Annotated in this window: 10 protein-coding genes; 6 read left to right on the forward strand and 4 right to left on the reverse strand. The window is 63.7% G+C overall.

Annotation, left to right across the window (positions count from 1 at the left end; all coding sequences use genetic code 11):
* Nucleotides 1-32: 32 nt before the first annotated feature.
* On the forward strand, nucleotides 33-497 hold the full coding sequence (locus ACYG9R_RS07950) for a nuclear transport factor 2 family protein (protein ID WP_023712862.1): 465 nt from the start codon (nucleotides 33-35) through the stop codon (nucleotides 495-497).
* A gap of 66 nt (nucleotides 498-563) precedes the next feature.
* Nucleotides 564-1,118, forward strand: coding sequence for a TetR/AcrR family transcriptional regulator (locus ACYG9R_RS07955; protein ID WP_023712863.1), 555 nt, complete (start codon nucleotides 564-566; stop codon nucleotides 1,116-1,118).
* Nucleotides 1,119-1,122: 4 nt separating this feature from the next.
* Here the strand turns inward: ACYG9R_RS07955 and ACYG9R_RS07960 are convergent, their stop codons facing one another.
* The 4 genes from ACYG9R_RS07960 to ACYG9R_RS07975 all read right to left on the reverse strand — a co-directional run bounded on the left by ACYG9R_RS07960 (nucleotide 1,123) and on the right by ACYG9R_RS07975 (nucleotide 5,816).
* Nucleotides 1,123-1,881, reverse strand: a complete 759-nt coding sequence (locus ACYG9R_RS07960) for an MBL fold metallo-hydrolase (RefSeq protein WP_023698948.1) — start codon at nucleotides 1,879-1,881, stop codon at nucleotides 1,123-1,125.
* Nucleotides 1,882-1,933: 52 nt separating this feature from the next.
* Nucleotides 1,934-2,779 (reverse strand): aldo/keto reductase, encoded by an 846-nt coding sequence (locus ACYG9R_RS07965; RefSeq protein WP_023823805.1) that lies wholly within the window; start codon nucleotides 2,777-2,779, stop codon nucleotides 1,934-1,936.
* A gap of 96 nt (nucleotides 2,780-2,875) precedes the next feature.
* A complete protein-coding gene (copM, locus tag ACYG9R_RS07970; RefSeq protein WP_023823806.1) occupies nucleotides 2,876-3,259 on the reverse strand; it encodes a CopM family metallochaperone in 384 nt (127 codons plus the stop codon).
* Nucleotides 3,260-3,302: 43 nt separating this feature from the next.
* Nucleotides 3,303-5,816 carry a heavy metal translocating P-type ATPase gene (locus ACYG9R_RS07975; protein ID WP_023823807.1) on the reverse strand — a complete coding sequence of 838 codons (2,514 nt, stop codon included), beginning with the start codon at nucleotides 5,814-5,816 and terminating at the stop codon, nucleotides 3,303-3,305.
* A gap of 176 nt (nucleotides 5,817-5,992) precedes the next feature.
* Between ACYG9R_RS07975 and ACYG9R_RS07980 the strand changes: the two genes are divergently transcribed.
* The 4 genes from ACYG9R_RS07980 to trpS all read left to right on the forward strand — a co-directional run bounded on the left by ACYG9R_RS07980 (nucleotide 5,993) and on the right by trpS (nucleotide 12,589).
* The gene (locus tag ACYG9R_RS07980) at nucleotides 5,993-6,835 is read left to right on the forward strand and encodes a glycosyltransferase family 25 protein (RefSeq protein WP_023690024.1); all 843 of its coding nucleotides are present in this window, start codon (nucleotides 5,993-5,995) and stop codon (nucleotides 6,833-6,835) included.
* Between the two features lie 33 nt (nucleotides 6,836-6,868).
* Entirely contained in the window at nucleotides 6,869-9,664 is a 2,796-nt protein-coding gene (locus ACYG9R_RS07985) for a [protein-PII] uridylyltransferase (protein ID WP_023822843.1), read from the forward strand.
* Between the two features lie 76 nt (nucleotides 9,665-9,740).
* Complete coding sequence (murJ, locus tag ACYG9R_RS07990) at nucleotides 9,741-11,348, forward strand: murein biosynthesis integral membrane protein MurJ (protein WP_023703110.1); 1,608 nt, start codon at nucleotides 9,741-9,743, stop codon at nucleotides 11,346-11,348.
* Between the two features lie 173 nt (nucleotides 11,349-11,521).
* On the forward strand, nucleotides 11,522-12,589 hold the full coding sequence (gene trpS / locus ACYG9R_RS07995) for a tryptophan--tRNA ligase (protein WP_023823808.1): 1,068 nt from the start codon (nucleotides 11,522-11,524) through the stop codon (nucleotides 12,587-12,589).
* Nucleotides 12,590-12,682: the final 93 nt, after the last annotated feature.

The following is a 12,682-nucleotide window of genomic DNA, read 5'->3' on the forward strand; positions in this document are numbered from 1 at the left end:
CTCGCCATCGCCTTTCCCGATGGGAGAATGACATGAGCCGTCCGCCGCTGCCGCCCTTCACCGCCGAGACCGCCGCGCAGAAGGCGCGCATGGCCGAAGACGCCTGGAACAGCCGCGACCCAGAACGGGTTTCGCTCGCCTATACGCAGGACAGCACCTGGCGCAACCGCGCCGAGTTCGTCTCGGGCAGAAATGAGATCGTCTCCTTCCTCACACGCAAATGGGCGCGCGAGCTCGACTACCGGCTGATCAAGGAGGTCTGGACCTGGACCGACAACCGCATCGCGGTGCGCTTTGCCTATGAATGGCGCGACGACAGCGGCCACTGGTTCCGCTCCTACGGCAACGAGAACTGGGAATTCGACGCGGCCGGGTTGATGCGTCGGCGCGTTGCCAGCATCAATGACCTGCCGATCGCCGAGAGTGAGCGCAAATATCACTGGCCGCTCGGCCGCCGGCCCGACGACCATCCCGGCCTGACCGAACTCGGACTCTAGAGCATGATCCCTAGAACTGTGTCGCGGTTTTCGGCAAAGATCATGCTCAAGCGGAAAAACTAGCGCATGCGCAGGATTGCGCCCGATCGCGCCGGTTTGCTCTCCATAATCGGCGAGGTTTTCCGCGAACACGGCTATGAAGGGGCGAGCGTGACGCGGATCGGCGCGGCGACCGGCTTAGGCAAAGGCAGCCTTTACCACTTCTTCCCCGGCGGCAAGGAAGAGATGGCGGCGGCTGTCATTGCCCATATAGATGGCTGGTTCGAGGAGAATGTCTTCGTGCCGCTGCAGGACCATGCTGACCCACACGCCGGCATCGAGCGCATGCTGAAGGCGACCGACAGCTATTTCCGCTCAGGCCGTCGGGTCTGCCTGATCGGCGCCATTGCGCTGGACGAATCGCGCGATCTCTTCGCCAAGGCGATCAAAAGCTATTTTGGCCGCTGGGTAGCGCATCTTGCCGAGGCGCTGACTCGTGTCGGACACAGCCCGGCCAAAGCAGACGAACTCGCCGAAGAAACGGTCGGCGCCATCCAGGGCGCGCTCACGCTGGCGCGCGCCTTCGACGACACCGCAGTGTTTTCGCGCGCGTTGCGACGGGCGCGGGCGGCGCTCGGCTAGAGTGCTACAAGGGCTCGAAGCGGAAAGCCGTCTCGGTTCGAAAAACCCGGCCGACGCCGGGCGAATCAAGATGCGCGCCGGCAACGTAGCAGTCGTTGTTGGCCGCAAGCGCCAGCATTTGCAACCGGCTTGCCCTCGCCTGCTGCTGGTCTGCGTCGAATTCCCACGTGATCTCGGGTCGATCGAATTGAAGCGACGGCACATGTACGATGTCGCCCCAGATCAACAGTGTTTCGCCTGCGCTCACAACGCGAAAGCAAGTGTGGCCGGCTTCATGGCCAGCGGAGCCGATCGTATCGATGTCAGCGCTGACGCGCTGTCCAGCATCGAGAGGCTGGGCGCGATCGTGGAAGCGTTCCAGCCTCGCCACGTCGCGAAACATGCCGAGCTCAGCGCGCGGGACAAGCAGGCGAGAGAGCTGCGGGAAGCCGTCGCCACCATCGGCAAGGATGAGCCCGTGTATATGGTCGAGATGGGTGTGGGTGAAAGCAACAGTCCGAATCCGGTCGGTGGCGATCTTCGCCTCGCGCAGCGCCTCGGGCAGGTGCCCCATTGTCGGGTGCCAGGCGTTCGAAGCCCCTGTGTCGATCAGCGTGATGTCGTCGCCGTCATCGATGGCGAAGGCGTTGACCGACAGCCTGAGCGCACCGTCGACGAGCGGTACATGCGAGGGCAGGTTGTCACCGAATGTCCGGTCTCCGGGCTGGCGCAGCCGCCTGATTGGCATGTCGACGTAACCGTCGCGCAGCGACGTGACCGTCATGGCTCCGACTCTATACGCCGTATGATGATACCCGGCCGAAACCCGTTCCAATCTAGATCATCTCCAGCCCGCGCTTGCGCGTCGGCGGTGGAAAGGCGCGGTCGAGTTCGGCGAGGTCTTCGGCCGTCAGCCTGATATCGAGCGCGGCGACATTCTGGCGGACGTGCTCCTGGCTGCTCGCCTTCGGGATGGCGATGACACCGGGCTGGGCAATCACCCAGGCCAGGGCGATCTGTGCTGCCGTGGCGTTGTGGCGGGCGGCGATGGTTTCCAGCCTTGAATTGCGCGCCAGCGCGCCCTGCTCGACCGGCGAATAGGCCATCAGCGGGATGCCGCGCTGCCGGCTCCACGGTGCGAGATCGAATTCGGGGCCGCGCCGCGACAGATTGTAGAGTACCTGGTTGGTCTGGACATGATCTCCAGACGACAGGCCGGTCAGCTCCTCCATTTCGTCGGTGTCGAAATTGCTGACGCCCCAGTGACGGATCTTGCCGGCCTTCTTCAACGCCTCGAAAGCGTCGACCGTTTCGCCTAGAGGCACACTGCCCGGCCAATGCAGGAGATAGAGATCGATGCGGTCGGTGCGCAGGCGCTTCAAGCTGTTTTCGCAGGCCCGCGCCACACCGGTGCGCGAGGCATTGGACGGCAATACCTTGGAGACGAGAAAGAGTTCGTCGCGGCGCCCGGCAATGGCTCCCGCCACCACCTCCTCGGCGCCGCCGCTGGCATACATTTCAGCGGTGTCGATCAACGTCATGCCGAGGTCCAGCCCGAGCTTCAGGGCATTGACCTCCCCGGCGCGGCGGCGGGAATCCTCGCCCATCTTCCATGTGCCCTGTCCCAGCACCTGGACGGCCTCGCCCGAAGGCAGCGTGGTGGTTCTTATGGTCGTGGGCATGGAGGCTCCTCGTATGGCGGTCAATGCGCATGGCATCACAAGCACAGGGAGAAATCCAGAATGGATCCCGCATTCTTCTCCGCAGTCGTTGCTGCGCTACTTGACCGGATGGGCGGCGAGCCAGGCCTGCATCTTGGTGATCTCCGCTTCCTGCGCGGCGATGACATCTTCGGCCAGCTTGCGGATTTCGGGATCCTTGCCATTGGCGAGTTCCACCTTGGCCATGTCGATCGCGCCCCGATGATGCGGGATCATGCCGCGCACGAAATCGACATCGGCATTGCCGGAATATTCGATCATCATGTCGGTGTGCATCTTGTCCATCGCCGCCTTGTAGCCGTCGGTCGAAGGACCTTGCGCGCCCATCGCGCCCATGTCGTGTTTCATCTCTTCGGATTGCGCCGGGACGCTTTCGAGGAAAACGGCAAGCAGCATTCCCGCCGCCATCATCAAAAGCACGATTTTCTTAGCCAAGGTCATCCATGATCTCCTGTTGATTGAAATTCGTATCTGGGGGCTTTGCTCAGAGTTTCAACGTCCGCAGCCGCAATGCGTTGGCGATGACCGAAACCGAAGACAGGCTCATGGCCGCCGCCGCCAGCATCGGCGACAAAAGCGTGCCGGTGAGCGGATAGAGCACGCCGGCAGCAACCGGCAAGCCAAGCACATTGTAGAGGAAGGCGAAAAACAGATTCTGGCGGATGTTGCGGATCGTCCCCTGGGCGAGCGTTCGCGCCCTGACGATGCCGTTGAGATCGCCCTTGACCAGCGTAATGCCGGCGCTCTCGACAGCGACATCGGCGCCGGTGCCCATGGCGATGCCGACATCGGCGCTGGCCAGGGCCGGCGCATCGTTGACGCCGTCGCCGGCCATGGCGATGCCGGCACCTTTCGCACGCAACTCCTCGACAAGGGCTGCCTTTTGTTCCGGCAGAAGGCCGGCGCGCACCTCGTCAATGCCAAGGCTTTTGGCGATGGCGCGCGCCGTGCGTTCATTGTCGCCGGTCGCCATGATGATCCGCAAGCCTCTGTCATGCAGCGCCCTGATCGCCTCGGCTGTCGTTGCCTTGACCGGATCGGCGACGGCGACAATGCCGGCCAGTCTTTTGTCCACCGCAACGAACATCGCCGTCTTGCCTTCTGCCTGCAGCGCCTCGGCCCTGGCCGACAGGGAAGCGGTATCGATGCCGACATCGGCCATCATGGCGGCGTTGCCGAGCGAAACCTTCCTGCCAGACACCGTGCCGGATACGCCCTTGCCGGTGACGGCGTCGAAGCCGCCGGCCTCAATGAGCGTCAGGCCGCGTTCGCCGGCGCCGCCGACAATGGCCTCGGCCAGCGGATGCTCCGAGCCTTTTTCCAGGCCGGCGGCGAGCGCCAGCAATTCATTCTCAGACAGGCCTTCGGCAGCGACGACATCGGTCAAGCGAGGCTTGCCTTCGGTCAAGGTGCCGGTCTTGTCGACGATCAACGTGTCGACCGAAGCGAAGCGCTCGAGCGCGGCCGCGTCCTTGATCAGCACGCCCGCGTGCGCCCCGCGCCCGGTGGCGGTCATGATCGACATCGGCGTCGCTAGGCCGAGCGCGCAGGGGCAGGCGATGATCAGCACCGAGACCGCCGAGACGATGGCAAAGATCAAGCTGGGTTCGGGACCGAAGATCGCCCAGGCGGCAAAGGCCGCGAGCGCGACCAGCACGACTGCCGGCACGAAGTAGAAGGAGACGCGATCGGCCAGACCTTGAATCGGCGCGCGCGAACGCTGCGCCTTTGCGACCAGCTCGACGATGCGCGAAAGCGTCGTTTCGGAGCCGACCTTTTCGGCGCGCATGATCAGCGAACCGTTCTTGTTGAGCGTGCCGCCGGTCAAGGCATCGCCTCTCGTTTTTTCGACCGGCAGCGGCTCGCCCGAGATCATCGATTCGTCGATGGAGGAACGGCCTTCCGTTACGATGCCGTCGACCGGCACGGCGTCGCCCGGACGGAGGCGCAGGTGGTCGCCGGTCTTGACCGCATCGAGCGGCACGTCGGTGTCGGAGCCGTCCTCCCCGATCAGCCGTGCCGTCTTCGGCGCCAGGTCGAGCAGCGCACGGATGGCCGACCCGGTCTTTTCGCGCGCCCGCAATTCGAGCACCTGACCGAGGAATACCAGCGCGACGATGACGGCGGCTGCCTCGAAATAGACCGGCACTGTGCCGCCATGACCGCGGAACTGGTGTGGAAAAATGTCCGGGAACAGAGTGGCCGCCACGCTGTAGAGATAGGCAGCGCCGACACCGAGCGAAATCAGCGTCCACATATTGGGGCTGCGGTTGACCAGCGAATCCCAGCCGCGGTGGAAGAACGGGAAGGCCGCCCACAGCACCACTGGGCTGGCCAGCGCCAATTCCAGCCAGACCATCGTTCGCCCGTCGACAAACGCCTGGAACGTCAGGCCGAGCATCGGCGCCATGGCAACGATCAGCAGCGGCAGGGACAGCACCGCGCTGACCCAGAACCGTCTGGTGAAGTCTACCAGTTCGGGGTTCGGGCCCTCATCGCCAGTGGGAACGCCCATCGGCTCAAGCGCCATGCCGCAGATCGGGCAGGAGCCGGGCTTGTCTCTTATCACTTCGGGATGCATCGGGCAGGTGTATTGCGTGCCTTTCCGCACTGGCGACGGCGTCGGCCTGTCACCGAGATAGTTTTGCGGCTCGGCCTCGAACTTCGCCCGGCAGCCGGCCGAGCAGAAATAGAAACCCTGGCCTTCGTGGCGGAAAAAATGCCTGGCGGTAGCGCGGTCGACACTCATGCCACAGACGGGGTCGGTGGCGGTCAGGTATTTTTCGGGCCCGGCGACGAATTTCGTACGGCAACCCTCGCTGCAGAAGTGAAAGAGACGGCCGCCATGCTCGGCCGTCGGCTTACCGGCTGCCGGATCGACGCTCATGCCGCAGACCGGATCGCGCACCACTGCTTCGGCGGCCGGCTCAGCAGCCTTTGCCGTACAGCAGTTGCCATCGGCCGCGTGCGCGTGGTGGTGATGCTCGGAATGCGCCATCGAAAAGTGCCTTATATCTGTCTGGGTGAGGAGGTAGTGCTTCCAGTAACTGGAAGGTCAAGGGGCGATTTCCACTTTTCGATCGTGGCCGTCATCGCGCACATCGAGGGAAAATCGCTTACGCAACTTTGTTCCCATGCTATGGACGCGCGTCCCACTGCATCGATCCCACCCAAATGAAATGCCTGATTATCAATCTCGATCGGTCCCGCGATCGCCTCGCCCATGTAACGGCGGAGTTCGCGCGCATCGGCATCGCCTTCGAGCGGGTCGCCGCCATCGATGCGCGAGATCGGCCGGATCTGGCCGAAATGCCGCAGGGCAAGAAGCATTTGCGCCTGGCCGACGCCGAGATTGCCTGCCTGCTCAGCCACCAACAGTGTTGGTCGACGATCGCTGCAGGTGAGGATGCTTACGCGGCGATTTTCGAGGACGATGTCGTTTTCCCGGACAAAGCCGGCGCTTTGCTTGCCGATGCGGGCTGGATTCCCGCCGATGCGGACATCGTCAAGTTGGAAACGTTCTTCAACCGGACCGTAATTTCACGCAAGCAAGTTGCCTGCGGCCACGGTTTTTCTGCGAGCAGACTGCACGGGCTCCATATCGGTACGGCGGGATACATCCTGTCCAGACAGGCCGCGCGGGACCTTCTTGCGGCAACGAATGAGATCAGCATTCCCGTCGATCACCTCATCTTCAATCCGCGTTTTGCTACCTCGTCCGACAAGGTCATTTACCAACTCGTCCCAGCATTGTGCCTGCAGGCACAATTCCTCGGCGACAGTCCGGTGAGATTGCCAAGCCTGCTCAAGCAGGAGCGAACAGAGGAATGGGTGGCAAGCGGGATAGGTAAACGGCGCCCCAGGCCAATCACCGCCAAGGTAAGGATCGAGACCAGGCGGTTGACGCGGCAGATCGCCGATCTCTTCCGGCTCCGGCGCGAGATGATCATCCCTTTCTGGTATCGCGGCCGACGCGTCCGTCCGCCCCATACACAGCGCCGTGAAAACGCGCTATAGACGCCGCGCAAAGGCGAGGCCCACCGGCAATCCATGGCAAAAATCTCCCTCAAGCTCGACGCGCTGATCGACAGCGAGGCTTTGCGCCGCGACATGACGGCGCTGATCTCGGCGGCCAGCGGCATCGAGCCCGGCGCGCGCGTCGGTGCGCTCCGGCTGCTGAAGGATCGGCTGACCGAGGGCCGCAAGGTTGCCGAGCGCATGCTGATGGACGATGGCAGCGGCACGGCATGCGCCGCCCGGCTGTCGCATCTGATGGACGAGATCATCCGCGCCCTCTACGAGTTCGCCGCGACCCACGTCTACCGGGTGAAAAGCCCCTCGACCGCAGAGCGCATGGCGGTCGTTGCCGTCGGCGGCTATGGCCGCGGCACGCTGGCGCCGGGCTCCGACATCGACCTGTTGTTCCTGCTGCCCTACAAGCAGACGCCGTGGGGCGAACAGATCGTCGAATATATGCTCTATATGCTGTGGGACCTCGGGTTGAAGGTTGGCCACGCCACCCGCAACATCGACGAGTGTCTCAGGCTGTCGCGCAGCGATATCACCATCCGCACCACGATCCTGGAAGCGCGGTTCCTGTGGGGCGAACAGAAGCTCTTCGACGAATTGCTCGCTCGCTTCGACCATGAAGTGGTGCGCACCACCGGACCGGAATATGTGCAGGCCAAGCTCGCCGAACGCGACGATCGCCATGCCAAGGCCGGCGAAAGCCGCTATCTGGTCGAGCCCAACGTCAAGGACGGCAAGGGAGGCCTGCGCGATTTGCAGACGCTGTTCTGGATCGCCAAATACTTCTATCGCGTGCGCACAGGCGAGGAACTGGTCGACAAGGCTGTGTTCACCGAGGCCGAATACCGGGAATTCCTCAAGGCCGAGGATTTCCTGTGGGCGGTGCGCTGCCACATGCATTTCCTCACCGGCAAGCCAGAGGAACGGCTGCATTTCGATATCCAGCGCGAGATCGCCGAACGGCTGGGCTACACCACGCATCCCGGTCTGTCGGCGGTCGAGCGCTTCATGAAGCACTACTTCCTCGTCGCCAAGGATGTCGGCGACCTCACCCGCATCTTCTGCGCCGCGCTCGAGGAAGAGCAGGCCAAGCATGTGCCCGGCTTCAACCGCATCTTCCTCACCTTCCAGCGCCGCAAGCGCAAGCTGGCAGGCACGTCGGACTTCATTGTCGACAATCACCGCATCAACGTCGCCGACGACAGCGTGTTCGAGCGCGACCCGGTCAATCTGCTCAGGCTGTTCTGGTTCGCCGACAAGCACGGGCTGGAGTTCCATCCCGATGCGCTGAAGCTGCTCACCCGCTCGCTCGGTCTGGTCAACAAGTCGCTGCGGCGCGACGAGGAGGCCAACCGGCTGTTCCTCGACATCCTGACCTCGGACCGCAATGCCGAGCTTAATTTGCGGCGCATGAACGAGGCCGGCCTGCTCGGCAGGCTGATCCCCGATTTCGGCAGAATAGTCGCCATGATGCAGTTCTCGATGTACCACCACTATACGGTGGACGAGCACCTGATCCGCTGCATCGGCGTCTTGGCCGAGATCGAGCGCGGCGACGGCGAAAAGGTGCATCCGCTCTCGCACACGCTGATGCCGGGGCTAGAGAAGAGCCGCGAGGCACTCTATGTCGCGGTGCTGCTGCACGACATCGCCAAGGGCCGGCCGGAGGATCACTCAGAGGCCGGCGCCCGGATCGCACGCCGCATCTGCCCGCATATGGGGCTGTCGGCGGCCGACACCGAGACCGTCGCCTGGCTGGTCGAGAACCATCTGGTGATGTCGATGACGGCGCAGACGCGCGACCTCAACGACCGCAAGACGATCGAGGATTTCGCCTCGATCGTGCAATCGGTCGAGCGGCTGAAAATGCTGTTGATCCTGACCGTCTGCGACATCAGGGGTGTCGGGCCGGGCGTGTGGAACGGCTGGAAGGGCCAGCTCCTGCGCACGCTCTACTACGAGACCGAACTGCTTTTGACCGGCGGCTTCTCGGAAGTGTCGCGCGCCAAGCGGACGGCGGCGGCGCGCGAGCGGCTGGCCGAGGCGCTGGCCGATTGGCCGGACAAGGCCCGCAAGCGCTATGTCGGCCTGCATTACGAGAACTATCTGCTGACGGTCGACCTCCCCGATCAGCTGCGCCATGCCGAATTCATTCGCGAAGCCGACGCGGCAGGCAAGAAGCTCGCCACCGTGGTCAGGACCCACCAATTCGAGGCGGTGACCGAGATCACCGTGCTGGCGCAGGATCATCCGCGCCTGCTTTCGGTCATTGCCGGCGCCTGTGCCGGCGCCGGCGGCAACATCGTCGACGCGCAGATCTTCACCACGTCCGACGGCCGCGCGCTGGACATCATCCTGATCTCACGGGAATTCGACCGCGACGAGGATGAGCGCCGTCGCGCCGAGCGCGTCGGCCGGCTGATCGAGGACGTGCTGTCGGGCAAGAGCTGGTTGCCGGAGATGATCGAGAAGCGCACCCGGCCGCGGCGCGGCGCCAAGGTGTTCAAGATTCCGCCGCGCGCCGAAATCCGCAACACGCTGTCGAACCGGTTTTCGGTGATCGAGGTCGAGGGACTGGACCGGCCTGGGCTGTTGTCGGAAATCACCAGTGCGTTGTCCGATCTCTCGCTCGACATCGCCTCGGCCCACATCACCACCTTCGGCGAGAAGGTGATCGACACTTTCTATGTCACCGACCTGACGGGGCAGAAGATCGACAATCCGGCGCGCACCGCCGCCATCCACACAAGGCTGATCGCGGCACTTGAAGGCGTTGTCCCGGAGCGCGGCGGCAAGGCCAAGGCGGCGGCCGAGTGACCATCACTTTGTCCCAATCACCCCCTTTGTCCCAATCATCCCCTTTGTCCCAACCATCCAGGCAATCTCCCCGCGCATGAGCCTCGTCAAGAAATTCGCCACGGTTGCGTCCGGCACGCTGATGAGCCGCGCCCTTGGCTTTGGCCGCGAAATGCTGATGGCTGCCGCACTCGGCACCGGGCCGGTGGCGGACGCCTTCAACGCCGCCTTTCAGTTTCCCAACACGTTTCGCCGGCTGTTTGCAGAAGGCGCCTTCAACGCCGCTTTCGTGCCGCTGTTTGCCAAGGAGATCGAGACCCACGGCACCGACGGCGCCAAGCGCTTTTCGGAGGAAGTGTTCGGCGTCCTGTTCACCGCACTTCTGGCGCTGACCATCGTCATGGAATTGGCGATGCCGCTGATCGTGCGCTATCTCGTGGCGCCGGGCTTTGCCGACACGCCGGGCAAATTCGAGACGACCGTCCTGCTGGCGACGATCATGTTCCCGTATCTCATCTGCATGTCGCTCGCAGCCATGATGGCCGGCATGCTGAATTCGCTGCGCCGCTATTTCGCGGCTGCCGTGGCGCCCGCATTCCTCAACATCATCCTGATCAGCGTGCTCGGCTACGCCTGGTACCACGGCATGGATGCCCGTGAGGTTGGTTTCAGCCTGTCCTGGGGCGTGCTGGCGGCGGGGCTGGTACAGCTTGCCATTGTCTGGGTGGCGGTGCGCAATGCCGGCATCGCCATCGGTTTTCGCCGGCCGAAGATGACGCCCAACGTCAAGCGCCTGCTGATCCTGGCGCTGCCGGCGGCGATCACCGGCGGCATCACCCAGATCAACCAGCTGATCGGCACGGCGATCGCGTCGGCGCAGGACAGCGCCGTGTCGTCGCTTGCTTACGCCGACCGCATCTACCAGCTGCCGCTCGGCGTCGTCGGCGTCGCGGTGGCCATCGTGCTGTTGCCGGAGCTGTCGCGGGCGCTGAAATCGGGCAATCTGGTCGAGGCAGCCAATCTGCAGAACCGCTCGGTCGAGTTCACCCTGTTCATGACCTTGCCGGCGGCGGCGGCCCTTTGGGTAATGGCGGAGCCGATCGTGCGGCTGGTCTATGAGCGCGGCGCCTTCGCCGCCAACGGCTCGACGCCGACCGTGGCCGCGATCCTGGCGATCTTTGGCCTCGGCCTGCCGGCCTTCGTGCTGATCAAGGCCTTCACTCCCGGCTATTTCGCCCGCGAGGATACGCGCACGCCGATGATGTTCGCCGCCATTTCGGTCGGCGTGAACGTGATCACGGCACTGACGCTGTTCCCGAGCATGGGCGCGCCCGGCATTGCGGTGGCCTCGGCCGTGGCCGGCTGGGTCAACGCTGTGATGCTGCTTGCCGTGCTGATCCGACGTGGCCATTGGGGCCGCGACGCGCCGCTGCTGAAGCGCATTCCGCGCCTGGTGCTGTCGGCTGCGGTGATGGCGACAGCACTCTATTTCGCCGAGCACTGGCTGGCCGTCAGGCTCGGCCCCGGCTCCCCACTGGTGATCAAGGCCGTGACGCTTCTCTCATTGGTGGCCGGCGGGGCGCTGCTCTACTTCGTCACGGCTTTCGCCACCGGCGGCGCCGATTTCGGAATGATCCGGCGCAATGTGAAACGCGGCTCGGGCAAGGCAGCGGCGCCAGCGCCAAACGCCGATCTGGACGAATAGTCCGGGCGAGCTAACAGCAACACCGGTCTTGATCCTCTCCGCCCCTTCGTCCATAAGCGCGCCGTCGCAAGACTTTCGCCGCGCGTGGTTTCCAGCCGCGTGATTGGCTCCGAAAGGTCTGCAACTTTTCGGAAACACGCTTAATACGGCCCTCCACAAGCCATGAGGAACCCATGACCGCCTTCAAACAGCTCGTCTTTTCCGGGGTACAGCCGACCGGCAATCTGCATCTCGGCAACTATCTCGGCGCCATCAAGAAATTCGTTGCGCTTCAGGACACGTCAGACTGCATCTATTGCGTCGTCGACCTGCATTCGCTGACGGCACAACTCGTCCATGATGACCTCGCAGACCAGACCCGCTCGATCACCGCCGCCTTCCTCGCCTCGGGCATCGACCCGAAGAAGCACATCGTCTTCAACCAGTCGCGGGTGATGCAGCATGCCGAGCTTGCCTGGATCTTCAATTGCGTGGCGCGCATCGGCTGGATGAACAAGATGACGCAGTTCAAGGACAAGGCCGGCAAGGACCGCGAGAACGCCTCGCTGGGCCTGCTTGCCTATCCCTCGCTGATGGCCGCCGACATCCTGCTCTACCGCGCCACCCATGTGCCGGTGGGCGAGGACCAAAAGCAGCATCTGGAGCTGACCCGCGACATCGCGCAAAAGTTCAATAATGATTTTTCGAGCCGCATCGCCAGTCTTGGCGTCGGCGTCGAGATGCAGGTTGGCGAAGAGACGGTAAACGGGTTCTTCCCGATAACCGAACCGGTGATCGGCGGGCCGGCGGCGCGCATCATGAGCCTGCGCGACGGTTCGAAGAAAATGTCGAAGTCGGACCCGTCCGACCTGTCGCGCATCAATTTGACCGACGATGCCGACACCATCTCGAAGAAGATCCGCAAGGCCAAGACCGACCCGGAAGCGTTGCCAAGCGAAACCGACGGCCTGGAAAGCCGCCCGGAAGCGGAAAACCTGGTCGGCATCTATGCCGGGCTGGCCGAGATGTCGAAGGCGGACGTGCTGAAGGAATTCGGCGGCCAGCAGTTTTCCGTGTTCAAGCCGGCGCTCGCCGACCTTGCCGTGGAAAAACTGGCGCCGATCGCCGGCGAGATGCGCCGTATCGAGGGAGACCGCGCCTATGTCGACGCGGTGCTGAGAGACGGCGGCGAACGCGCCGGCGCGCTGGCTGGGACCACCATGAAGACGGTACGCGACATTATCGGCCTGTTGCAGGGCTGATCCTACCGTCAGTGCACCGCACCATTCTGGCCCAAGGCCGGCGGCTTGCCGCCGGTCTGTCGCGGTGGCAGATTGCGGCCGAAACATCGAGTA

The organism is Mesorhizobium sp. RSR565B (genome assembly GCF_054719465.1).